17 protein-coding genes and 3 pseudogenes are annotated in these 26,288 nt (G+C 36.2%); 14 read left to right on the top strand and 6 right to left on the bottom strand.

From position 1 onward, the window contains the following. Positions 1-116: 116 nt before the first annotated feature. Entirely contained in the window at positions 117-3,659 is a 3,543-nt protein-coding gene (gene mfd, locus TERY_RS07785) for a transcription-repair coupling factor (protein WP_011611317.1), read from the top strand. Between the two features lie 350 nt (positions 3,660-4,009). Here mfd and TERY_RS07780 read toward each other — a convergent pair whose 3' ends face one another. The 4 genes from TERY_RS07780 to TERY_RS07765 form a co-directional block, all read right to left on the bottom strand. Continuing rightward, complete coding sequence (locus tag TERY_RS07780; RefSeq protein ID WP_011611316.1) at positions 4,010-4,639, bottom strand: precorrin-8X methylmutase; 630 nt, start codon at positions 4,637-4,639, stop codon at positions 4,010-4,012. Between the two features lie 466 nt (positions 4,640-5,105). After that, positions 5,106-7,133 carry a CHASE domain-containing protein gene (locus tag TERY_RS36520; protein ID WP_011611315.1) on the bottom strand — a complete coding sequence of 676 codons (2,028 nt, stop codon included), beginning with the start codon at positions 7,131-7,133 and terminating at the stop codon, positions 5,106-5,108. 491 nt (positions 7,134-7,624) lie between these two features. Continuing rightward, complete coding sequence (locus tag TERY_RS07770; protein WP_011611314.1) at positions 7,625-8,920, bottom strand: protein kinase domain-containing protein; 1,296 nt, start codon at positions 8,918-8,920, stop codon at positions 7,625-7,627. Positions 8,921-8,969: 49 nt separating this feature from the next. Continuing rightward, positions 8,970-9,182 carry a hypothetical protein gene (locus TERY_RS07765; protein WP_044136575.1) on the bottom strand — a complete coding sequence of 71 codons (213 nt, stop codon included), beginning with the start codon at positions 9,180-9,182 and terminating at the stop codon, positions 8,970-8,972. A 1,918-nt stretch (positions 9,183-11,100) separates the two neighbouring features. On the opposite strand from TERY_RS07765, the gene TERY_RS07760 reads away from it, so the two are divergent. The 6 genes from TERY_RS07760 to TERY_RS32690 all read left to right on the top strand — a co-directional run bounded on the left by TERY_RS07760 (position 11,101) and on the right by TERY_RS32690 (position 17,033). Further along, on the top strand, positions 11,101-12,135 hold the full coding sequence (locus tag TERY_RS07760; RefSeq protein WP_011611313.1) for a chlorophyll a/b binding light-harvesting protein: 1,035 nt from the start codon (positions 11,101-11,103) through the stop codon (positions 12,133-12,135). Between the two features lie 1,259 nt (positions 12,136-13,394). Continuing rightward, entirely contained in the window at positions 13,395-13,910 is a 516-nt protein-coding gene (fldA, locus tag TERY_RS07755) for a flavodoxin FldA (protein ID WP_011611312.1), read from the top strand. 267 nt (positions 13,911-14,177) lie between these two features. Beyond that, positions 14,178-14,921: an alpha/beta fold hydrolase gene (locus TERY_RS07750; protein WP_011611311.1), complete on the top strand. Its 744-nt coding sequence runs from the start codon at positions 14,178-14,180 to the stop codon at positions 14,919-14,921. 662 nt (positions 14,922-15,583) lie between these two features. Further along, on the top strand, positions 15,584-15,934 hold the full coding sequence (locus TERY_RS36515; RefSeq protein ID WP_011611310.1) for a hypothetical protein: 351 nt from the start codon (positions 15,584-15,586) through the stop codon (positions 15,932-15,934). A gap of 345 nt (positions 15,935-16,279) precedes the next feature. Beyond that, positions 16,280-16,837 carry a Crp/Fnr family transcriptional regulator gene (locus tag TERY_RS07740; protein ID WP_155994362.1) on the top strand — a complete coding sequence of 186 codons (558 nt, stop codon included), beginning with the start codon at positions 16,280-16,282 and terminating at the stop codon, positions 16,835-16,837. A gap of 37 nt (positions 16,838-16,874) precedes the next feature. Continuing rightward, the gene (locus TERY_RS32690; protein ID WP_155994361.1) at positions 16,875-17,033 is read left to right on the top strand and encodes a hypothetical protein; all 159 of its coding nucleotides are present in this window, start codon (positions 16,875-16,877) and stop codon (positions 17,031-17,033) included. A 341-nt stretch (positions 17,034-17,374) separates the two neighbouring features. Here TERY_RS32690 and TERY_RS07735 read toward each other — a convergent pair whose 3' ends face one another. Then, positions 17,375-18,064 (bottom strand): hypothetical protein, encoded by a 690-nt coding sequence (locus TERY_RS07735; RefSeq protein WP_044136573.1) that lies wholly within the window; start codon positions 18,062-18,064, stop codon positions 17,375-17,377. 342 nt (positions 18,065-18,406) lie between these two features. Beyond that, positions 18,407-19,531: a bifunctional diaminohydroxyphosphoribosylaminopyrimidine deaminase/5-amino-6-(5-phosphoribosylamino)uracil reductase RibD gene (gene ribD / locus TERY_RS07730; RefSeq protein WP_011611307.1), complete on the bottom strand. Its 1,125-nt coding sequence runs from the start codon at positions 19,529-19,531 to the stop codon at positions 18,407-18,409. Positions 19,532-20,175: 644 nt separating this feature from the next. Between ribD and TERY_RS34755 the strand changes: the two genes are divergently transcribed. From TERY_RS34755 to TERY_RS07695, 7 genes and pseudogenes are all read left to right on the top strand, one after another. Next, entirely contained in the window at positions 20,176-20,421 is a 246-nt protein-coding gene (locus TERY_RS34755) for a transposase family protein (RefSeq protein ID WP_011611306.1), read from the top strand. Positions 20,422-20,518: 97 nt separating this feature from the next. Continuing rightward, a pseudogene (locus tag TERY_RS36510) lies at positions 20,519-20,961 on the top strand (transposase family protein). Positions 20,962-21,671: 710 nt separating this feature from the next. Next, positions 21,672-21,770: pseudogene (locus TERY_RS36505) on the top strand (IS1 family transposase); the annotation flags it as partial. Between the two features lie 31 nt (positions 21,771-21,801). Continuing rightward, positions 21,802-22,641: pseudogene (locus tag TERY_RS36500) on the top strand (Hsp70 family protein). Between the two features lie 4 nt (positions 22,642-22,645). Beyond that, positions 22,646-24,430 (top strand): tetratricopeptide repeat protein, encoded by a 1,785-nt coding sequence (locus TERY_RS07705; protein WP_011611305.1) that lies wholly within the window; start codon positions 22,646-22,648, stop codon positions 24,428-24,430. Positions 24,431-24,593: 163 nt separating this feature from the next. Then, positions 24,594-25,727 (top strand): hypothetical protein, encoded by a 1,134-nt coding sequence (locus TERY_RS24995; RefSeq protein WP_155994358.1) that lies wholly within the window; start codon positions 24,594-24,596, stop codon positions 25,725-25,727. An 18-nt stretch (positions 25,728-25,745) separates the two neighbouring features. After that, the gene (locus TERY_RS07695) at positions 25,746-26,282 is read left to right on the top strand and encodes a hypothetical protein (protein WP_011611303.1); all 537 of its coding nucleotides are present in this window, start codon (positions 25,746-25,748) and stop codon (positions 26,280-26,282) included. Positions 26,283-26,288: the final 6 nt, after the last annotated feature.

The following is a 26,288-nucleotide window of genomic DNA, read 5'->3' as shown; positions in this document are numbered from 1 at the left end:
AATCAAAATTACTAAAAATCTGATGACCAAAACAATAAGGTCTCAAGCTTCCTGCTGAAACTGGAGCGAAGTTCCTCTGTTTGCCTGGCATTCCAAACTGATAACTGATAACTGAAATGACACTATCATCTATTATTAGGCTACTGGGGCGATCGCCTCTCACAACCGAACTCCTAAACAAACTCCAACAATACCAATGCTTAGGACTCAACGGCGCTTCCCGTTTACCTAAAGGTTTACTCACATCCACCCTCGCACAACAACAAGAGCAAAATTTGCTGATAGTTACTGCAACTTTAGAAGAGGCGGGCCGATGGGCGGTACAGTTAGAAGCAATAGGATGGCCTAAAGTTCACTTTTACCCTACTTCAGAAGCATTCCCTTATGAACCTTCCAACTCAGAAGAAATGATTTGGGGACAAATGCAGGTTTTAGCAGACTTAATAAGTGAGAATGTCCCAGAAAATGTAACCAGCAACGGCAACAGTAGCAATAAAGCAAAAATGGCCGTAGTAGCAACAGAGCGATCGCTCCAACCTCACCTACCTACAGTTAAAAAATTTCAACCCTACTGCCTGACCCTTATGGCCAGCATTGCTAGTAGCTCAAAAACCTTAGGCTCAACTAAGATATCAAACACAGATATAGAGATAAATCATTCTGAGTCTGATAGTTTAGAGCGTCCATCTTTAGAGGAAAAACTTGTCCAGATGGGATACGAACTAGTACCATTAGTCGAAACTGAGGGTCAGTGGAGTCGGCGAGGAGATATTATAGATGTATTTCCCGTGGCCTCAGAATTACCGGTACGCCTAGAATGGTTTGGGGACGAACTCAGACAAATTCGGGAATTTGACCCTTCTACCCAACGTTCTCTTGACAAAATTGCCCAAATAGTATTAACCCCTAGAGATTTTAGTCAGTGGGCGTTAGGAAATCTAGAGTCAATAACTGACTCAACATTTGTTTCCCTATTAGACTATCTACCAGAAAATACTCTGATTGCCATAGACGAACCAGATCAATGTGCTGCCCATGGCGATCGGTGGTTTGAACTGGTAGAAGAAAACTGGCAACAACTCAAAAGATCTCAAGCATTACCAAAAATTCATCGTACATTTGCAGACTCCCTGGCAGAAGCCGAACTTTTTCCAAGACTATATTTATCGGAACTCACCAAAGAAACCAAGAGTGATATTACCACCTCAGTTCCCTATACCATTAACCTAGCTAGTCGCCCTTTACCAGTCATACCACACCAATACGCCAAACTAGCAGAAAACCTGCGCCAACAAAGAGAACGTAAACATTCCGTTTTCCTAATTTCGGCTCAACCATCACGCTCTGTCTCTTTACTTCAGGAACACGACTGTCCTGCTCAGTTTATTCCCAACTCCCACGACTACCCTGCCATTGACAAACTGCAAACCCAATATACCCCTGTTGCTCTCAAATATAGTGGTCTAGCAGAATTAGAAGGATTTATTTTGCCCACATTTCGGTTATCAGTTATCACTGACAGAGAATTTTACGGACAACATACCCTCGCTACTCCTACCTATATTCGTAAACGCCGTCAAGCGACCTCCAAACAGGTAAACCCCAACAAACTGCAACCGGGAGATCATGTAGTTCACCGCCAACATGGTATTGGCAAATTTGTGAAATTAGAAAGTCTGACTCTAAATAATGAAACTCGCGACTATCTAACAATTCAATATGCTGATGGTTTGCTTAGAGTTGCTGCCGACCAACTCAGTTCCCTGTCGCGGTTGAGAAGCACTGATCATAAAAAACCCCAACTCAATAAACTGACTGGCAAAACCTGGGAAAGTACCAAAAATAAAGTTCGTAAGTCAATCAAAAAATTAGCTGTTGACCTGCTGAAGCTTTATGCTCAACGGGCTCAACAAACAGGTTACAGTTTCCCTCCCGACACCCCGTGGCAGGAAGAAATGGAAGATTCATTTCCCTATCAACCTACCCCCGATCAGTTAAAAGCAACCCAAGATGTGAAAAGGGATATGGAAAGTGAACGAGCAATGGATCGTCTCGTTTGCGGTGACGTTGGTTTCGGCAAAACAGAAGTCGCCATCCGAGCAATTTTTAAAGCAGTTATCGCCGAAAAACAAGTAGCATTTCTTGCTCCGACAACAGTTTTAACCCAACAACATTATCACACTCTTAAAGAACGTTTTGCTCCCTACCCTATAGAAATAGGTTTGCTCAACCGCTTCCGTACTCCTAACGAAAAGAAAGAAATTCAGCATCGGTTAGCAACGGGGGAATTAGATATTATTGTCGGTACTCACTCAATTTTAAGTAAGACGATCCAGTTTCGGGAATTAGGTTTGTTGGTAGTGGATGAGGAACAACGGTTTGGTGTTAACCAGAAGGAAAAAATTAAGGCGCTCAAAGCCGAAGTGGATGTGCTGACACTGACGGCAACGCCAATTCCCAGAACATTATATATGGCACTTTCAGGAATTCGGGAAATGAGTGTGATTACAACTCCACCACCTTTGCGTCGCCCTATTAAAACTCACCTTGCACCTTATGATCTTGAAACTGCCCGTACAGCAATTCGCCAAGAATTAAACCGGGGAGGACAAGTCTTTTATGTGGTGCCACGTATTGAAGGTATTGAAGAATTGGCGGGAAAATTGCGAGAAATGATTCCAGGAGCTAGGATTAATATTGGTCACGGTAAAATGGATGCAGCAGAGTTAGAGTCAATTATGCTGACTTTTAGTGCGGGGGAAGCTGATATTTTAGTTTGTACTACAATTATTGAATCTGGTTTAGATATTCCCCGAGTTAATACTATTTTAATAGAAGATGCTCAAAAATTTGGCTTGTCTCAGTTGTATCAGCTACGGGGAAGAGTAGGTAGGGCAGGGGTGCAAGCTCATGCATGGTTGTTTTATCCTACCACGAGCTCCGGTGGAATTGCACTAACGGATGATGCACAAAAACGGTTGCGAGCAATTCAGGAATTTACTCAGTTGGGTTCAGGATATCATTTGGCAATACGAGATTTAGAGATTCGGGGAGCAGGGGATATTTTGGGAGCAGAGCAGTCTGGTCAGGTGAACGCTATTGGATTTGATCTGTATACGGAAATGTTAGAAGAGGCAATTCGGGAAATCAAAGGTCAGGAAATTCCTCAAGTTGATGATACGAAAATTGACCTAAGTTTGACTGCATTTATTCCTGCAGATTATATTTTAGATTTAGATCAAAAAATTAGTGCCTATCGCTCGGTTGCTGCTGCTAATACTAGAGAAGAATTGAGTCAAATAGAAGTTGATTGGAGCGATCGCTACGGTGCAATTCCAAAAGCTGGTTTACAGTTATTAAGGATGATGGAATTAAAGCAAGTTGCTAAAAAAATAGGCTTTTCTCGGATTAAAGTAGAAGGTAAACAACACGTTATTTTAGAAACACCAATGGAGGAACCTGGATGGAATTTATTAAAAGAGAAATTACCAGGTCATTTACAATCTCGTTTTGTTTTTAGTAAAGGTAAAGTTATAGTGCGTGGTTTAGGTGTTTTAAGTGCAGATAAACAGCTAGAAAGTTTAATAGAATGGTTAAGTAAAATGGAGGGTGCAATACCAAAAAGTCAATTTAGGGAACAGGGAGAAGGTGGATCTTGATAAGAGCAGCTCTAAGTTATAAAAGAGCAGTTATCGTTTTAGGGAACAGGGAGAAGGTGGATCTTGATAAGAGCAGCTCTAAGTTATAAAAGAGCAGTTATCGTTATCGTTTTCCCCTTGCTTTCAAAATTGACTCCAACTTGGCTCTGACAAAATATCCGGTAGCATCCTTCTTCTACTTACCTCCTCCAAAGTGTAACTATTTAACCGGAAAATATGACTCCTACCCGAACCCATGCATACTTTTTCAGCAAGCCTTAAGTATCTAGGCAGACATGATATGACCTAGGTTCGTTCCATGGAACATCCCTACTGGATGTAACAAACATTCCGAGTCCTTGGTATAAATGTTATACCTCGCTTTCCTTTGCTAGGGCATTAACGGCGGCAGCAGCTATGGCACTGCCTCCCCGTCGTCCATGCAGCGTGATAAATGGAACACCCCGACTATTGGTTGCCAGCTCTACTTTTGACTCTGCTGCACCCACAAAACCTACAGGAAAACCTAAAATTAGGGCAGGTTTTGCCATTCCCTCATCTAATAATTCTAGTAAGTGAAACAATGCGGTTGGTGCATTGCCAATAGCTACAACGGAACCATGAATCAGAGGTTTCCATAATTCTATAGCAGTCGCCGAGCGAGTATTGTTAATTTGTTGTGCCCTTTCTGGCACTTCTGGATAATTGAGGGTGCAAATAACTTTGTTATTGGCAGGCAAGCGATGACGAATAATTCCATTTGCTACCATTTGAGTATCACAGAGGATGGGTGCGCCTTTTTGTAATGCAGCGCAACCTATTTTTACTGCATCCAGTGAAGTTACTAGGTCTTCAAGAATATCTGTCATCCCACAAGCGTGAATTAGCCTGACTGCCATATCAGCTAAATCAATAGGCAAGAACTCTAGGTTTACTTCAGAGCGAATCATTGCAAAAGATTTGCGGTAAATTTCTTTTCCGTTGCGAATGTAATCAATCATTTAGTAAAATTTAGTCTAAAATTTAAAAAGATGGCATACGAGTCAAGAATCATCTAAACATGGCTAAAGGTAACTAGTTTATTATGGCTCATTAATGAGACTTCATATGCCGGCGAACCCACAAACTCTGGTTTTTCCTTGATGTCTAATACTTTGTCTCAAAAGTTATGCTATGCTATACTTATAATGTAGTAAAAATTACTAGAAATATGACAAAGGTTACTAAACCATAAAATTACCTTGAGAAATAGCATTTATAAATATAAAGTTAAAGTATAGCAAAGCTTTTGAGTATTTGTATAATAGACTTCTCCGGAAATTAAGACTTAACCTTTTTATAGTAGTTTCATGTGAGTGCTGGGAGATTTCTATGGTTAAAACAATGGTTTATCTTATCAAAAGATTGCGTACGTAATCCTTTGATATTAATCAATACAACTGAATCTAGTATCACGTCTAGCTTGAATTAAGTTGATAATGCGATCGGCAACTTAATGATAAACTCTGTACCCTTTCCCTCTTCAGAGGAACACAGTAAATGTCCCTGATGCTGATCACAAATAATGTCATAACTAATTGACAGTCCAAGTCCCGTTCCTTTGCCAACTGGTTTAGTTGTAAAAAAGGGATTAAACAACTGAGTTTTAATATCTGGTGCAATACCCGGACCGTTATCAGCAATTTGGATTGTAATCCACTCGGTGTTAAGTTGAGCTGTTTTAATTGAAATTATCGGCGATCGCTCCTTTAACTCCCCTACCAGAATTGAATCTTCTAGAGCATCAATAGCATTAGCCAAAATATTCATAAATACTTGATTTAATTTACCTGCATAACATTCAATCAAAGGCAAATTACCATAGTTTTTAGTCACCATAATTTCTGGGTGAGCTAGCTGGGTCTTGAGGCGATGTGCCAAAATCATTAACGTACTTTCAATACCCGTGTGAATATCCACTTCCTTTACTTTTGACTCATCTGAGCGGGAAAAATTACGCAGGGATAAAACTATTTCGTGCAGACGTGTACTCCCAACGTTCATAGAATTTAATAACTTAGGTAAATCTTGAACAATAAAATCTAAACCAATATCTTCAATAGCTGCTTCAATTTTTGGAGTAGGACTGGGATATTCGACTTGATAGAGCTGAATTAAATTCAACAAATCTTGAAAATAATGGCTTGCATATTTAATGTTTCCCGAAATAAAACTGATCGGATTCTTGATTTCATGGGCAACACCTGCTATCAACAGACCTAAACTTGACATTTTTTCTGTTTGTACCAGTTGTAGTTTAGTCTGCTGTATTTCTTGCACTAGTTTTTCTAACTTCCGGTTTTTGGTTTCAATTTTTAAAGTTGCCTGATGGGAAATTAAGAAATACATTACTAAAGAGGCTGTCACTAATAATCCTAATACCAAAACTATTTCAGAAGACCAAACAGTTATAGAACGATTAGAAGCAGGTAATATTAGCAAGGAAAATTCCTGTTGCCCTACATGAATTGAACGAATACAAAATTGCCACTCATCGCTATAACGACACAGATGTGATCGCTGCTCTTTAGGGCTATCAATGAGTGCTAAATTCGCAACTTGAGGAGATGCTGTCAAGCTTTGGGAATCATCTTTGTATGCTACAAGGAAATAGTCAGTGGCAGTAATAGCGGTTTTGTTTAAAGCAGAATCTAATTGATCTTCTGGTAAACTATAGAGATAGAAATTAAGTCCGTTAAGGTTAAGATTTTTGATGGCTTTTTCAACCCAAGTCATAACTTCATAAAAACCAAATACTACTCCTTGCAATTCTCTATTGCTGTCAAGTTTTTCTGATTCAAGGGATTGAGAATTCAAGTTCTTAGAACCAAAGACCGGATAGTAAAGCACAAAGCCTGGTTCGCCATTTTCTAACTGCACTAAAGGTGTACTTACAGTTACTCCTGTACGTTCTGCTTTTTCTATACTCAGCAAACGTTTTCTGTCTGCAGCAGCATCCCAACCAATATAGTTTTGCCATCTATCTAAGGGTTCAATATAGGTTGTGGGGAAGTAGGTCGAGCGATCGCCTGCCAGTACTTGATTTCCTTTGTGGTTACGTTCGCTAATCTTAAAATTTATTATTCCTTGGGCTTGTAATTTTTGCTCATACAGCGATCGTTCCTGATTCTTTACTTTCTGACTCCAGCCTAATGCTAAAAAACCATCATAGTAAGGTAATAGGGGGCTGGTCAATTCTTCAAATTCTTCTCTCGTCAATTCTTGAGACATATTTAGGAAGGTACCTACGGATCTAGTTAGTTGGTTGTAACCATCTAATTGCCTCTGGAACTCATTTACCAAAACAGTAGATTGTTGTTGAAACTGCTCTTTATCTATTGCTAGTTCCCAGTTATCAACTATGAGCATAGCGGTAATCGAAAAAGTAATACCAATTAATCCTACTACTCCTGTCCCTTGATATTGTTTTAATAAGTACAAAAGTTTTCTCATCATTATTAGAATTGATTTTTAATAAAATCTGATTATGGTGATTTTAACATTTTTTTTTGAGAATTTGTTGAAAGTTATTTATACATATATTTTTCTGAGTTTAATCATGTCAAAAATTTATTAGCTGCAAATATTACATAAGAATAATAATCCCAAACACTTAGTTTATTAATGTAGTATTTATTACTATCCAATCTAATTTGAGTCTGTTTATCAAAAATAATTGAAAATAATAATTATTAATGATTTAGATTTTTATACTAAGTAGTTGATAATCTTAAACTTACTATAAACTCCTAATCTATTATTTAAAAAAACTTAGTAATGGTTCTGAAACCCTCATAGCAATATTTTCTGATCAGCATTTGGGAGAGGTTTATTGTATTTAACTTAGTGTGTGATCAGAATTTAAGATATAAAACCAATTCTCACACATTAATACTATGCTTAAATTTTGACGAGCATTTTCAACCCCTAACTCTAAAAACTGATAGTTAGTTAATCTGATTCAACCATTCGTTAATTTGCTCAACTAAGGATGTACTATCTTGAATATTCATTGCTTTATCTAGTTGATATTTATTATTTTGAGATAGAACTATCACTTGATAACCTGATTCAAATTTAGATGATACAACTTCTACAATATCTTTAGTTTTCCCCTGATATTTTCCGTAAACAAAATCTAATAAACGTCGTTCTATCCGAAAATAATTATGGTCAAAATAAATATAATTCCTTTCCCCCAATAAGATAAATACCCCAGCACAAAATATGATAAAGAATAAGATTCCATAAACAATATTAGTTAGCAGTAAACCAAAAAATATACAAAATACTGCACCAAACAGTCCAGATTTTTTGATTTCTCTTAAACTAGGTGCGTGAGTATATATTTCTATTATATCTGGAGATTTATTGATGTTAATAATGCTAAAAATTAGAGACCTTTTTTGATGACTTAAAAAATTTTTATATTTTGGTTTTGAGTTGAGACATTTCAAAGCTTCACGGGCATTTTTAAAGCGTATTTCTAAATCTATTTCTGTTATTTTGTTAATCCAATTAGCCAAGCTGGGATTAATATTAACATTTTCAGGAAATTGAATATGATAATTTTTTTGTGGTAAATCTACCGGAGAAATTCCAGTTAGTAAATGAATTAAAGTAGCTCCTAAAGCATATAAATCTGAAGCTGGCACTGCTCTACCCCAAAATTGTTCTAGGGGAGCATAACCACTTGTTCCAATAATAGTAAAAGTTACTCCCTGAGCATTACCTTGAGATTGTACTGCACCAAAATCTACTAAATAAATTTTTTGGTCTGCACCCATAATTAAATTACTAGGCTTAATATCTCGATGCAAAACTGAAGGCTTTAGTTCGTGGAGATAAATCAGAATTTCTAACATCTCCTTGGCAATTTTCTCTACATCCTCTTCTGTGAAAATTTTATCTCTATCTAATAATTCTTGCAGGGAAAAACCGGGAATATAATTTTGCACTAATGCAAACCAGGGCAAATCTAAATTTGCTTCTTTTTCTAAGGAAAAATAATCACGATAACGAGGGATATGAGGATGATTTAAAGCCTTTAAAATTTTGGCTTCTGTCTCAAATAAATCTAATTCTTGCCCTAATATTTCCGGGCTATAGGCTAACATTTTGATAATTACTTGTTCTTCTAATTGAGAGTCAAATGCTAGCCAAGTTTTACGACCTGCTACAGCACGCCCCAATTGTTTTTGTAGTTGGTAACGTTCTTTTAAAATTTGTCCTGGAGTTAACATTATGGAAGTTAAAAGTTAAAATTAAAAGTCAAAAATTAAAAATTAAAAGTCATCTCAATTTTTTTATCATAATAGATAAGAAAAACTCCATGCCTATCACTGCTAATACTATATCAGGTTGGAGCATACTTGCAACATCTAATAAGTTATTGAGATCTATTAACTGCTCCTTATCATATTCAACTTTGTGATTACAATGGTCTGCTGTTGCTTCTGCGAGTCTGAGAGCTTCCTGTTGTTCATCATTAACTAAAGCTATCATTGAAGAATAGGCTTTAATTATTTTGTAGCCAAAATTCAGCAGATATTGAAACAGATTTTATACCGGAGTGAATTGGGTTGATCATAAAGGCTGAGATGATTATCTGAAAATTATTTCAGGCTCTTTATTTTTATAATCAATGAAAGTCAAGTCAACAAAGAAAAAAAGTATGAAAGAACCATTAGTTATCCTATCTATCCAAAATATAGACCTTTTGGAAGGGGAATGCAAAACCCAACAATGTAATGAGAGAGGGTTAAAATTTTTGAAACACTCGTTGTTTTTTACGTTTTTTGCATAAGCGCGTATTTGTAAAAAACCAAGAAAGATTAGAAGCAGTAGCAATGATTATGATTGTATTTGTTAGTCTATTATCTAGCACAAAGAAAGTTAAGAAAAGAATTAGCTTACCAGAGATAATGGCATCAGAAATAAAGTCAAGAAAACCACAAAGAAACCGACAATGAGGAGGGTGTTTCAGATTTGAAGTGTTGCCAAGATGTGTTAACTATTTTCTTTCATAGTTTTCTACTACCTTTTTGTTCCTGTACCAAGAAAATCTTACAACTTGGAAGCGATCGCTCTCTAGAAATTAACCAATACCTTATAACTTCAAATTCGGTAGTCTTGGTCTAAAACAGTTAATTATTCCTCGTCAAGTATTAAATGCTCTACCATACTAATATCTGTATTCCCATACCAAGAAAATTTTATAACTTGGAAGCGATCGCTCTCTAGAAATGAACCAATACCTTATAACTTCAAATTCGGTAGTCTTAGTCTAAAAAAGTCAATTATTTTTGCTCAAGCATTAAATGCTCTACCATGCTACCATCTACCTTCCATCAACTCAGTTTCTTATAAGATTCTACTCCCAAGTTTATTTGGTATAACTTCGTTCTTTCAAGCCTTCTCAAGTTCTTAGCTCAAAATAATAAAGAGTCCCCAATTGCTTTCCAGTCTATCAATGAAATATCATCATTGTGACCGAGGGACTCGACTAATTTAATATACGTTGTCCTACCAGAGAGAAGAACACCATAAGCAATGTAATTTGTATTATGAAGCTAATGATAAAATTTGTCAATACTTTTTTGAGATTTTACTAAAAAAAATTTGCATTAAGAATATTTATAAACACTTAAATATGTATTTGCAAAAATTAATGATAAATAATTTCAAAAAAACCTTGACAAAATTAGTAAATTATTGAATATTAGTTGCAATAAGTATGTAATATACTTATAAATCAAAAGGCCAGATGTAGTGACAGTTGTCATTAACCATGAATCCTTTAGTCTAAAATCAAAAACTATTGGTTTATAGACTAGTAATGGCCATCTAACTTTGAAGAGAAAAAAATGACCACTATAAATTAGTGGCCAGATATATTTATTTTGATTGAAGGCATGATACCACAATTAGTAACTAAAGAAAGATCTTCGACTCCTAAACAAAAATATAAAACAGGACTGAATATCAAGTCAATGACAATTTGATAGTGGGATAAGATCACAAATATCACAGAAAATTAGAGTTTATATTTAGGCAGTTTTATCCCTAATACTGACATAGTTGTTAGATTTTTAGCGAGAAAAATTTCCTAATATCAGTGTTTTTTTTGACAGAAATGTCATCTATTTTTTAGTGGTTAAAAATATATAATTTTCCCGGAATTATTACGGCTGAATAGCTGAATATTTCAGGGATTAATCGATTATAACTTAGCACCAAATCATCAAATTAATAGATGATTAATTATTTTTATAATTTCTTTTAAAAAAAGTAATTGATCATACTGTTTTTTTGATTGACTTATTGAATAATATTGAACATTAACAGCGACTAATTATTGTATAAAAATTAGTATTTACTGTTTCGATAAACTATTGATTATAATTCAAAGAGGCAAAACTTAATGCAAACTTATGGTAGTCCAGAAGTTAAATACGATTGGTGGGCTGGAAATGCTCGCTTCGCTAAATTATCTGGTTTATTCATATCTGCTCATGCAGGTCAAGCTGCTCTAATTACTTTTTGGGCTGGAGCATTTACTCTATTTGAAATATCTTTATATTCCCCAGATTTACCTATGGGTGAACAGGGTTTAATCTTACTTCCTCACCTAGCAACTTTAGGCTTAGGTATTGGAAAAGGTGGAGCAGTTGTAGACACTTATCCCTATTTTGTAGTTGGTATTGTACATCTAATTTCATCAGCAGTATTAGGAGCAGGAGCACTTTTTCACACCTTTAAAGCTCCAGCAAATTTAAAGGATGCAACAGGTCAAGCGAAGCAATTTCACTTTGAATGGGATGATCCAAAAAAGCTAGGTATTATCTTAGGCCATCACCTACTTTTCTTAGGATTTGGTGCTTTATTATTAGCAGCAAAAGCTATGTATTTCGATGGGCTTTATGATGCGACAACTCAAACAGTTCGTTTAGTAACAAATCCCACTCTCGATCCATTGGTAATATATGGATATCAAACTCATTTCGCCACTGTTAATAGTTTAGAAGACCTAGTTGGAGGTCACATTTATGTGGGATTTATTCTAGTTTTAGGTGGCATTTGGCACATTATTAAGGAACCCCTTCCTTGGGCAAAACGGGTTCTCATCTTCTCTGGTGAAGCAATTCTTTCTTACTCTCTAGGTGGAATTGCCCTAGCAGGGTTTGTTGCAACTTATTTCTGTGCTGTTAATACTTTGGCTTATCCTGTAGAATTTTACGGTCCTGTTTTGGATATTAAGTTAGGAATTACTCCTTATTTTGCCGACAGTGTCAAGTTGCCTAATGGTGCTCATACTGCTCGTTGTTGGTTGACAAATGCTCATTTCTTCTTATCGTTCTTTTTCTTGCAAGGTCATTTATGGCACGCTCTGAGAGCTATAGGTTTTGACTTTAAGCGCGTAGAAGATGCTTTGAATGGCGTAGCAGAAGAATCTTAATCTAATTTACCTGTTTGAGATTTGGAGTTTTTAAGTGTGATTTGTCAAATTCCAACTTTCAAACTATGTATCTGGAAAGCTTACAGTAGGGAGAGCGTAGATATTCTCCCTGCAAGTGTTTCGGGAAACGAAAAATTTCTGTGATAAAAAAATTTGCCTTTCAGGCTTGACAAACTAACTCTAGTTATGAGTTAATATAATTAATAAATAGAAATCTTTCTCATTTATCTTAATTATAAATACCAAATTCCTTATGGTGAATTAAATGACAATGCAGCCTAAATATTACATATGATCTAGAAATGAAGTTTTCACCTAAGAATCATAATGATTTCAGATTAATTTCTGTAGTGCAGCTACTTTTTTTATCAGTAGTTACTTGAGTGAGAAGAAATTTGCGATATATCTCTGTTAGCGTTTTGTTCGGTAGCCATTACTTGGTAGTAGCTTAGAAGGTTTTAACTGTTGTTTATAATCTATCTTGCTTAACCTGTAATAACTACCAACTATCTATTTTATGCTACTTATATTTCAAACTGAACTACATCGCAATAATTAATCAACAGTAAATATAGTTATAGATAATTATACTAAGACTTGTTTCCCAGACTTATTGAAAATATTTATCAACTCTTCCCCTAGGATATCATATTGATAAATAGGTTTTGAGGGTAGCAGTTAGTTATTACTTCAGAGAAAAATCAAAATTCAAAAATAACTATTTTTTATGCAGACAGTCTTAAAGCAGATTCTAACTAATTATGATAATCCAGAAATAACAAACTTTCAATTCTGACACCAATTTTCTCAAGTATGGCTATAAATTATCTGAAACAATGAGATTATATAATTTTATTGATTCTTAGAAATTGGTATTACATACAGCACTTCCCGCTGCTAGCGAGGAAAAATTTAGGGAGAATATGCCCGCACCACAATAGTTTTACTATTCACTCCCTGTAAATAATAATTTCCGCTCCGATGCTGTAATACCTGAAAAATTTTAATGCCTCATACCAAGGGTGATAAATATTTGCCACAAAGGCTTGGAGTGTTTTAAATAATCAATAGTCAGCTAGACTGAGCTGTTGTTACATTTTTACTCTGAAGCAATTTTATTGTACGAAGTATATATCTGAATATAACTATTTTTGTTGACTAAATTATTCAAAGACATTCTTTTTTTTAAACATATTAGAATATGATAAGCTAAAATCTTACGTATTAAGACAAAAAAAACTACTACTACGGAGGTAAAAATGTCAAAAATTGGTCTTTTTGTCGGTACCACAACAGGTAAAACTGAAGAAGCTGCAGAAAAGATTAAGGAGGAATTTGGTGGTGACGATGTAGTTACTATCCATGACATATCCGAGGCAAGTCCCGAAGATTTTGATGGTTATCAAAATGTAATTATTGGTTGTCCTACTTGGGATGTTGGTGAACTACAAAGTGACTGGAGTGGTTTCTATAGTGAAGAACTAGATAATGTAAAATTCACCGGCAAAAAAGTGGCCTATTTTGGTACAGGTGATCAAATAGGATATGCTGATAATTTTCAGGATGCCATGGGTATTTTGGAGGAAAAAATCACTGGGCTTGGAGGTACTACTATTGGGTCTTGGTCTACAGAGGGTTATGATCATGAAGATTCCAAAGCAGTCAAAAATGGCAAGTTTGTAGGTTTAGCTCTAGATGATGATAATCAAGCCGATTTAACAGATGAACGGATCAAAGAATGGGTAAAGCAACTGAAAACAGAATTTGGGGTTTAGTCTGGTTGAATCAGCAAAATTCTCAGATTTGACTAAGGTTGATTAAATCAGAGAAATTCCTTTAACGTTCAAAACTTCTAGGAGAAGGAAGCTTTCGGAGAAAAATGAAAAGAATATTTGAGCAATATCTAGTTGAAACTAAAAAAAATTCTACTAGAAAAGGTCAATTTATACTTCTGATTTCAGACACTTCCTTCTCCAAAAATTATTTTTTACTCAAAGGTACTATTTATTAGTACCTTAATAACCTAGGAGAACAGAAAAGCAATGTCTAAAATTCCAGATGTATTGTGGTTAAATACTAGCCCGAGTCTAAAAGTTTTTAATCAGCGATTAATTCGTTACTTATCGAGAAAAATTTTAATTGCAGAATGGGATTATTTGCAAACTCCCGACGAACCTTGTCTTCTTGATATAGCTGTAACTTTACTTCATGATTATCTCAAATCTATAAATAGACCTATTCATCTTATTGGTCATAGTACAAGTGGATTAGTAGGATTAATGTATGCTCGTAAATATCCAGAAAGAGTCAAATCTTTAACCTTATTATCTGTAGGTGTTCATCCCACAGTTGATTGGCAAGCACATTATTATGTACATCGTTATCTTTTACCTTGTAGTCGTGAAATAATTTTGAGGAATATGGTAAAAAGTTTATTTGGTGAACAAGGTAAAAAAATTACTCAAAATTTAGTGAAAATATTGGAGAGAGATTTAGATTTATCTCCATCCCCTCATTCATTATTAAAACGCCAAAGTATGGTTCCAAGAGAATCTCCTGTACCTTTAATGGTATGTGGCAGCTACGATGATACAATTGTTGATCCTAATTTAATTCAAGGATGGCAACCGTTTTTAAAACCAGAAGATCGCATTTGGGAATGCCCTGAAGGTGGTTATTTTTTCCATCATTTTTCACCTCTAAATGTAGGACAACCACTTCTAGAATTTTGGCAAGAAAATAGCCTGGTTTCATCAAATATCACTCCACAAGCAATAGCAAGTTAAATGTTCTATTAGAGCCCTTCAAAAAAGCTTCTCAAAGCCTTATGTCCTGTTAAAATTATAGTCTATTATAAACATTCAGCTAGCTCCCAGTCATCTCTCAGTGTTTTAATGAATAAAGTAGGTATTCCCTTAACTTATACTATATTTTCAATCAAAGAATTGAAACACAAAGAAAACGACTTTGAGTTTTCAACTAAAGGTAATGAAGCGGCAATTTTTCTGTAAGATGCTAGCTTACTACTGAGTGCTTACACTCTATTGTTGATATTTGCACGGTAGTTAAGCAGAAGATCATAATTACTAATTAGTTAGTTATTTTATGAACAACAACAGTTGATCATTTGATATTATTTTTAAATTCTCAATGCAGTCATATCAAATCCCAATAATGAGTTCCATTGTAGATGATCAGTGACTACAACGGAGCGACAGGAAGCGATCTCGCGCCACCCTTGAGATTACTTCCTACACATTTAATTACTATGACAATTTTCAGGCGGATGATTAAATGGTTTGATACTATAATGGTTCTGGAGATAGTCTGAATTTTATTATTGAGATTACATATAATATAAGTGATCGCTTCAGTTTTTGGTTAGTTGTATTACTACCTCTAACTAGGATTTTTTCACTAAGTATTGATTCAGTATAGAGTTGAAACTATGATTAATTTATTTCACCAAGAGATAGTTCAAAGCCTAGCTCATGTATTTTTTATGATTGGTATTATATCACTAATTACTATTAGTTTGTATAATTTTTATTTGACGTTTCACTCAGGAATAAATTATGTAAAACGACTGCATCAAATTCCTTGTAGTCGCTGTACATTTTTCACAGGAGACTATCGTTTAAAATGTACTGTACATCCCTATAGCGCACTAACTGAAACAGCAATAAATTGTAGGGATTATGAAGAAAACAATAATCAAAAAAAACCATTTTTACAAGTATTTAAAGCTAATTCACGACGATTTTATTCCCAAGCTAAAAATCCAGCAACTCACAATTAATTTTCTCAAAAATAATTAGCTGAGAATTAATTGTTGCATGGCAAAAAAATGTCAGTCTTAAGCTATACTAAACGAATAATTAATAAGTAGTAATTGTTCATAATTTAATTTATTTTTCTGCTTTTATTTATTAATTATTCTCACTTCACAAATTACTTAAAAATTATAAATAATACAGCAGATTTCGGATAAATGATATACTATTTTTAATAGTAAAACCCTTATGGTATAGACATTTTAACCGCTAAATCTTCTCCTCATTACAGCGGGAAGTACTGTAGCTGATGACTGACAGCTAAATACTTATAAAAATAATTATTATGCAACATAAACAGGAGAATAAAAGTGACCTTAAATTCAGTAATGACTGCATCCCCTAAGTTGAGGCATCATCAATTTAAACGTCATCAACTCATGCCATTAACAGATATATTATTATGGCGAATAGATACTGGAGTAGTTCGCACTTTAAGTAAAAATGAAGAAAAAAATGTTATTACTCTAGGATTTTGGGGTCAAGGAGATATTGTTGGTCAACCTCTATTTCCTTTTTATCCTTATCAAGTTCAATGCTTAACTATTGTGCAAGCAAGTATTTTACCAAAGAGCTATTTTTATGCTCAAGAGGTAATGCTTTCTCATATTCAAAAAACTCAAGAACTATTAAGAATTATTCATTCTCGAAAAATTAAATTACGACTGCTGAGATTATTAAAATGGTTAACAGATCGATTTGGGAATCAACTGCCAGAAGGGAAAATACTTAATATTCGCTTAACTCATCAAGAAATAGCTGAAATTATTTGTACTAGTCGTGTTACTGTTACGCGAATACTAAATGAGTTGGAGAAGGAAAATAAAATTGGGTGGTCACAGAGTAACTATTTAATTCTTTTTAACTAGGGCTTGCTGGTTAATTCGCAAAGCATTGACACAAATTATGCTCATAGCCAACCAAATTTCGGGGTTTCTCAAAATACGAGAAGTCGGTGACTCAAGCTCATGCATAGATAAGATTTTGGGCATACCGGCAGCAGAAAAATTAGGGGACAATTCTTACTACACCGGACCTGGTGACCAAGCCATTTATCTGTATTGACCTGCTGAGGTGGAAAAACCCTCACGCCATTAGACAATAGATATGCTAACTATAACTAGCTATAAACTGTGAGCAACTTAGAGTTAAAATTCCCGGAGAATAAAAACTCTGGATGGTTTAGGATGATTGGAAATCTGCTTCTCGCACCTTAAAAAAAATAATTTAATCTCAGTGCTTACCAAAAAACAAGGTTTTAAGTATGCTCTTTCAAGGTTCCTAGAGAAAATAAACTTTAGTATTTCATCTGAATGCTTCTGCTAGAGGTACTGATAACTTATAACTAATGGCTAATAAGTTATAACTGATAACTGATAACTGATGACTAAAATGACCGCTTTTTTTTAATCCGTAAAAAGACAGCTTGTCACCTGTTGCAAAACTTGTAATCCTTTGCTGGCACCTCGAATAAGTTGCCAAGCAGCAATTGGTTGCCGAAACATAGCGATCGCTAATGGTAAGGGTCGCAAATTTCCTGATGATGTTATAGTAGAAGAGAGATCAGGAATATCATGATGACAGTCATCGCTAATTACCCTCACCATCGCCACCGAAATAGATAACTTAGCGCAGAAATTCAGAATAGCAAAACCTTCCATATCTACTACTGCTGCGCCAGTGTTTTTTCCCAGTAATTGTTTTTCCTCGGCTTTATAGATTAAGTGATCGCTAGTTAAACCTCTTACTAGAGATGCTTTTTTTGGTAAATTAGTTTGCAATTTATTAGTTAAAACGCTATTGCACTTTTGCCTAAGCAACTGAGACTTATCAAGTAAAACACACTCATCATAAATAACTATATCTCCAGGCATATATTGACTAGAGAGACTTCCACACAATCCCATAACTAATATATTTGATGGTTGCTGAGAGCAAAAATCCTCTTTTTTTTGCCACTGATGCAAATGGCGACTAACAGATGTCAAGCCTATTGGTAGAGGTAACAATTTTGGAGGTACAGATAAGCTACAGCTAAGACCACGCTTCACAGACTTTAATTCTTGCCCTTGAACAACTAAAATTGTATCAATCATTTTTACAATACCACCGGTGAAAAAATAGTTTACTAAAAAGTTACATCTTGATAACATACGTTCAAAAATAGCCACTCAAAATATAAAAGAGCAGTTATCTCTATCGCGATCCCCCATATGGTTTCAAGATTTACTCTAACTTCAGTTTAACCTAGGTCCATTACATGGAATATCCCTAGCACTTGTAACAAGTATTCCAAACCCCTTAGTATTATAGCAAATTGATTCTTAGTTGAGAAATCTCCCCTGAAACCCCATTTTCCAAAAAGCCCTGAGAGGTTTGAATATTAATACTTGTAACTCATATACTTGAAATATGCTGTAAATGTCTTATAAAAAGACTCAAAATTTTTCCTTTTTCTGATGCAAATAACCTTCTAATAAATAATCACAACCAACAGTACGCATACTAATATTTTCTAACTCAAAAGCCTCCGTCATTTTAGTTAACCCTAAATTCCCTACTGGTGTTGGAGCTATTTCCCCTCCAATAATTTTCGGAGCAATAAAAGCCCAAATTTTTTGTACTGCGCCATCAGCCATCGCTCTGGCTGCTAAAGTTCCCCCACACTCCCAAAGTACAGAAAGAAATCCGCGATCATAGAGATTAGACATTACTACTGCGGGAGTTAAAGTCGAAGTTTCCAGCACTTCCACCCCTTTTTGCCTTAAATACTCCTTAAATTCTTGATTAGAATCTATTTCTGTAAATACTAAAGTTTGAGCTTCACTGACATCCCATAAATTAGCCTCTGTGGGCAAATCTAAACTACGACTCATAACTACCCGCAAAGGATTATTAGCTTGAGTGCTGCGACTCGTCAAAAAGGGGTTATCTCGTCGAACTGTATTACCTCCAATAATCACGGCATCGCTAATAGCCCGTAACTTATGCACTTCACTCCTTGCCTCCTGAGATGTCACCCATGCACTATGACCTGTAGTGGTAGCAATTTTACCATCAAGAGTCATGGCATATTTCAAAATTCCGAAAGGACAATGGTAAAGCATTCGGTGAATAAAGGCTTCATTCAGTTCGCGACATTCCGCCTCTAATACTCCCACTACTACTTCTATACCAGCATCCTGCAACTTGGCCACACCAGCACCTGCAACCAAAGGATTAGGATCAATCATTCCAATTACTACCCTAGCTACACCTGCTGCAATTAAAGCGTCTGTACAAGGTGGTGTCCTGCCATAATGATTACATGGTTCTAAATTAACGTAGGCAGTAGCTCCTCTTGCTTTTTCCCCCGCCTCTGTGAGAGCAAAAACTTCGGCATGAGGATAACCAGCACCAGGATGAAATCCCTCACCTATAATTTGGCCATTTTTAATTATAACACAACCCACCAAAGGATTAGGGGCAGTATTACCCAAAGCACGTCGGGCTAGTTCTAGACAATGAGCCATAATTAAGGGATCGAGCTGATTTTGATTTTCACTATCATCAAATTTCAACATCTTCAGATTTTTAGTTTCAAGTTAAATATTAGACATCTTCAGAAATTATACAGAACCCATTTGGTTAGGAGAATATAACTTACGCAAATAAACCTGGTTGCTAAGATAAATCTTATGTTTGAACAATAGACATCTATGAAAAAACTGGGTTTATGGGTGCTTATATTATGTCCAGTTGAATACTTATCTACATGGCAGAAGGCAGAAGGCACTTAGGCTGGAAGCAGAAGCGAGAAGGAAAGAAAAGGCACTTACAGGAGAAAGTTATTGAGCACTAATTATTTGGAGATGATATTATATATAATACCATTTTTTGATCATTTACGCTGCCCTTGGAAGATAGTAAACTAGGACTGGAGAAATCACAGAGGTTAGTTAACAATAAAATTATTTCAATAATATAGTATTTATTTGTTGGAGCAAATACTCGATATTATTGGTAACTTCGTTTATGAAGGAAAGTTATTTTTGCCAGGTTCTAAGTAGACCTCTCCAAAATAGAAATTAAGGTAAAATTGTAGTGCCCAATTATATATATGCTGTCCCCAAATGAATAATGTATTAGAATATATTTATAATCATCCATCCATATACAAAAAGGATTATTGGTATTACAGATAAACAACTAATAAAATTAATAGAAAATGCTCAAAAAGTTGAAGACAAAAAAAGACAGACGATCGAAGAAAGAAGAAAAAAGATTAATTAAGGCAGGAGGAGTCAGAAAAAAGTCTTTAGGCAAGGCGGAAGAGATAATTTTGACATTATATTATTTGCATCATTTACCAACATTTCAACTGCTAGGAGCAATATTTGGAGTTAGTGAATCAACAGCAAATAATATTTTTCAGGCTTTGGATCAATATTTTGAGGGAATTATTACCATCTAGTTTACTAGAGGAATTCTGGGGAAAAGAAAACGAATATTTATGGATAAAAGAAGCTTTGAAAGAAATAGAATTGATAGTTGATAGTACATAACAGGATATATTCAGGCCAAAAAATGATGAAAAGCAGAAAAAATATTACTCAGGAAAGCAAAAAATTCATACGTTAAAAAATCAAATAATAATCACAGATAATGGAAAAGAAATAGTTGATGTAATAGTAGGAGAAAGAGGTCCAGAGAGTGATATAATTTTATTCAGAAAACCACAAAAAAAGTTTGATAAAGAACAAAGATTTCAAGGAGATAAAGGTTATCAAGGTGGGTCAAGAATTGACACGCCAAAGAAAAAAAAAGAAACCATAAAATGTCATACAAAGTAAAAAAAGAGAATCAAAAAAAAGCTCAAAAAAGAATATTTGTAGAACATGTAATAAGACTGATAAAAATATTTAAAGTTGCACGAGAAAGATTCAGATTAAAAGAGAGTAATTATGAAAAAGTAATTTTAACAATATGTGGTTTAGTGAGATTAAGAGATTAAGCACTAATGTTAACATAAATTCTAACTTTAGGTCTAGTAAAAAGCAAGAAATAATTACATAAAAATGCTAAATAATTAACAATAACTATCTGTAATACTATAAATACCATAAAAAATAACTATCTGGAGGAGCTAGCGATCGCTCTGGAGAAGATAGTTACAGTAAGGGAAGTGATAATTTTTGGAGATGTCTAGTATAGCCTAGCTTTTGAGAATTAGTATTAATGATTAGTCAAATGAGCCTATGTTTTTTTTGACAAAAGATATAGATTTTTGTTGGTTATACTGATGATTTATGTTTATCGGAGAAAAAATAGACTAAAATTTATTCTTATAGTTAGTAGTATCATTTTTGATATCAGGGTTCTGAATTTTATTATTAAACATAGCGTTGTTAGATGGCGGAATGAATCTATTTCCCAAAAATAGTTCGTTGCATTATAATACCTGATGTTAGGTAAAAATCAAATTAGTTGTTAATTAATGCTTCAGGTGTCAGGTTTAAAAATTAACAAATTGATAACATCTTACTACAAAATTTATTGATTTTTGGCCTGGTTTTTCGACTGGAACTTTTTACTTCAATTATTTTCTATGTTTGCTATTAAACTGAAACCTGAAACTACTAAACTTACTAAAACTTAACATATTTAGGAGTGCTAATGGTCAGATAATAATTAACGTGACTAACAACTGTGGGAGATAAACCCATGCAATGTCCTGAATGTAGCCACCAGCACATTCGTAAAAATGGCCATCGACGGGGCAAGCAAAACCTTATGTGGGTTGCTTGTAGCCGTAAAATTTTGTTTTTCATTCTTCTTTGGTTAAATATAATTTATGTGGTTAGGAATTGATTTTGGAACTTGTAATTCCAGCGCGACTTTGATGCGGGGCTGGATTCCTTTTGTTGTCAGGGATAGTCGCTTCACGCCTGGTGACTCTTTCCCTTCATCTGTTTATGTCACTAAGCAGAATCAGGTGGTAGTAGGTCACGAGGCCTACAACCAGCGTTTGAGAGACTCTAGTCGATATAAAGAGCAGTTCAAACGGGACTTAGGTAAATCTGCTCCTTATCAAATTGGAGGCTGCCAGTTCCGACCTGAAGATTTAGTGGTCGAGGTTATCAGAAAACTGAAACGCGAAGCCGAAAAAATGATTAGCGGATCCTTAACAAGAGTTGTTCTCACAGTGCCCGCAACTCACTCAGATTAGAAGAAGCGCTTAATGGAAGAGGCGGGTAAAGCTGCTGGGTTTCGACAGGTACATCTTGTAGAAGAGCCGGTTGCTGCTGCCATCTATTATGCCCAGCGTACCAGTGTCAAGGACAGAGAAATTTTGTTGGTTTATGACCTGGGTGGGGGTACTTTTGATGCTTCTCTAATTCAGAGAAAAGGTTCTGGCTATAAGTTTATGGCTCCGCCAGTTGGTTTGGCGCGTTGTGGTGGAATAGACTTCGATCGCCAGATATTTGAGGATGTAAAGGAGCGTTGTAGTCCAAAACAGCTCGCGCTGTTCAATCCTAATCGTAAAGACATAGAAGCTTTGCGAACCCGTCTCTATTTGGCAGACTTGTGTCGGGTTCTCAAGGAAAGTCTTAGCACAAAGGAGGAAAACTCATTTACATTACCTTTGCCTGGGGGGGTTACAAGAGTATCGATTAACCAGAAGTGCTTTTGAATCAATGATTGCTCCTTATGTTAAGGAAACAGTCCAACTGTGCAAGCAGTTGATCAAAAACGCCAATCTGAAAAAAAATCAGATAGATCAGATAATTTTAGTAGGCGGTAGTTGTAAGATTCCATTAGTGCAGAAAGTATTGGAGCAAGAACTAAATCTATCCGTACTTCAGTTAGACGATCCAGACCTAGCAGTTTGCAAAGGTGCGGCAATTTATGAAGGATGGAATCCTGGCTATGCTCCACTGCAAGCTGGAATTGACCTTGAAGATATAGGCGATCATCAAGGGGCGATCGCTAAGTACAACCAAGCTTTACAAGAGAGTCCCAACTATACCAAGGCGTATGTAGAGCGATCAGCAGCTTACACTAAGCTAGGAAAGCATAGCATCGCGATCGAAGATGCTGATAGAGCAATACAATTTGAACCTGCCTATGCAAATGCTTATGTTCAGCGGGCAGATGTTGATTTTCGCTTAAATAATTACCAACAGGCAATTAGCATATATGACCGAGGACTAAGACTTAATCCGAACTTACCCCTAGCTTATTATGATCAGGGTCGCTGTTTCTTACAGTTAGGTAAGAAGAAACAAGCACAAGATTGTTGGCATGAGGGATTGAAAATTATACCAAAAACTTCTGATGATTATAATACCCGTGGAGCAATTCTGTCTCAGCTAGAGGAGCATAGTAAAGCATTAGAAGAGTTTCAAGAAGCTCTTCGGTTAAACAATAATAACATTGGCGCTTATGTTCATCGTGCAATGGCTCATTCTGCACTTGGAAACCATCAGGCTGTCATGGATAATTTTGATAAAGCACTGAGTCTGAATTCTAACGATGCTGATATTTATGGTTGGCGTGGAATCCATTTTGAACAGACTGGAGAGTTAAAAAAAGCAATTGAAGAGTTTGACAAAGCATTGCAAATAAATTATAAATATACGGTCGTGTACGCAGAGCGGGGCAAGTGCTACTCTTGGTTGGGAAATCAGCAAGAAGCGATTAAAGATTTCAACCGTGCTTTAGAAATAGCTCCAAATAATAGTTATGCTTACGATGCTTTAGGAACTGCTTATCTTTATTTGAACGATATTGAGGAAGCAGAACAAAAATTCAAAAAAGCCTTAAAGCTTAATCCCAATAACCCATTGGCTCACTGTGGCATAGGTGTAGTTTTCGGATTTAAAGAAAAGTGGGAAGAGGCGATCGCTGCTTACCAAGAAGCCCTCTGTATTGAGCCCAAACTTGCACAAGGTTATGATGGTTTGGGACAGGCTTTTTTTATGCAAGGCAAATTAGATGAGGCTATTCATGCTTATAAAAAAGCCCTCGGCATTGCTCCCAACTTTACAATAGTTCACAACAAGTTAGGCGTGGCTTTGGAGCAACAAAAAAAGGAGGATGAAGCAGTTGCCGCTTATAAAGAAGCGATTAGCCTCGATCCTAACTTTGCAACAGCTCGCGCTAATTTAGGATATGCCCTGCTCAAGCAAGATAGAACGACTGATGGTATCGCCAATTTGAAAAAAGCAAGAGATTTATTCCAAACTCAAAACCAAGACAAAGAAGCTAGCAAGATAGATAATTTCTTGTGCAAGCGAGAATCAGAGTCACACTATCGAAAGGGAGAAAAATTATCTAAACAAGGCAAATATCAAGAAGCAATTGCGGAATATGAAGAAGCAATCCGCCTCGATCCTAGCCACGAAGATGCTCGTCAATCCTTAACAGCAGCAAAAGCATTATCGGGAGTGACTAACTTTTTCAAAAAACTGTTGTCATAAGATCGTCTATTTACATAGCAAGGAGGATGGTTAATTGAACATATTTGATAACAATTCGCTAGTTACGGACAGCTTAGAAGAGGCGGCCATTGAAGTTCTTGACTCGAACCTTGATGACCTCGGTCATAATTACGACTCCGATACCCCCGACACCGAGCATGATTTGGGTAACGACGAGCATGACTCGAATTTGCATACTTTCGATGCCTACGAAACTGATTATTACAGTTTCTTAGACGATTCTAGCAGTCAGCTAGACGACTGGCACTTTCAACCCGCAGAAGATAGCGGCGATTATTCCCCTTTATTAGGAGACACCGAAGACCAGTCAGAATATTCGGCTCACCAACACTTTGACCCAGAACACCCCGATGGTTTAGTGATTGGAGATCCTGGTCACGACATGGAATGCTGGCATCAACAACGCTACGCCGATGATTGTGCCATTGTCTCCCAACAATTCGTTCTGGAAAACCTCACGGGAAAGCACTTCTCAGAAAACGATCTCTGTAGAGAAGCTATAGCTGACGGATGTTATCACCCAGGTAGCGGAACACCAGCATACCATGTTGGCCATCTCTTAGAAGAACACGGCATCCCCGTAGAGCGTCATTTTGGTGGAACTACTCTAGAATTGAGTGACAAATTAGCTCGTGGAGAAAAGGTAATTGTAGGAGTAAACTCTGAAGAAATCTGGATGTCAGAGAAAGAGGCAAACTTAAATCAAACCTTAAATGAGTACTCAGGTATTCCCGGCCAGCAAGCCGACCATGCAGTCGAAGTTACTGGGATTGTATACCCAGAGTCAGACCCCCTGCATCCAAAAGTTGTTCTCAACGATCCCGGCTCTCCTGATGGAGGCGGGATGATGGTTCCCTTGGAGCAATTTGAGAAGGCTTGGGCCGCGGGCGGTAACTATCTAGTTGCTACTAACGTACATGACAACCAGAATACTCACCAACAAGATTTAATCTTTTCTGGAGACCTGCAACAACACGATTCCCATGATTTAATCTTGGGCTGTAACGACTATTTTAATGTCTATCCTGATGGTAGTTGCTATATAAATGGTAGCTCGGTGGGAAGTGTCAAAGCCCGTGAATTTTATAACACTCAAGGATATTACGTTGGAAAGTTAGGTGCCGATGGAAATGTGTACGATGCCAAAGGAGTTCAGGTTGGATGGGTTGATAGTTGTCATAAGGTTCATAATATGGGTGGAACGATAAAAGCCGTCGGCGGTACCGATATTATTAGCGTTGGTTATTATTTATTTGGCATATTGGGAGGAGTCTAAAACCTAAGCACGAAAATCATGGAACAAACAAAGCAGAAAATTGAAAATTTGATGGAAGACATCCGCAAAACTCCACTTTTTCGCCAGCTCGTACCAATGGAGGCGCAAAGCGGATGGCCAATTCCCCAACGCAAAGGTGGAAAAGTCTATGTCACCTTACCTTTTTTTGGTGCTCATACCCAGAGCAAAGTTCAGACGGCTTTATTTCCACCGTTTGCCAAAATAACCTGGGATTGGTCTAACCAAATGATAGTCGAATACCTCAACTTCCGCTATAGCAATCCTTGGCCGGAAGCAAATTGGGAAAAGGAGGTTGGTACTTTTCCTCATGCAGAAGTAGCCCAGATGACAGTGGGGGAATATCAAGAAAAGCGCAGGCGCTTGTTAGCTATGTATGAGGAAATGCTTGAGAAACTGGCTCAAGGGAAATCTTTTTCTCCACAATGGAAAGAAGGATTTAGCCAGCTTTTGCGGACTTTGATGGAACCTTCCCTGGAGCCGTATTATCGCGTTCTAGGCTCAAAGTTTTTTGACCACTTCTTAACCAAAAACTAATTAATT

It is taken from the genome of Trichodesmium erythraeum IMS101, from assembly GCF_000014265.1.
GTDB lineage: Bacteria > Cyanobacteriota > Cyanobacteriia > Cyanobacteriales > Microcoleaceae > Trichodesmium > Trichodesmium erythraeum.
This window is presented reverse-complemented; position numbering and strand designations above follow the sequence as displayed.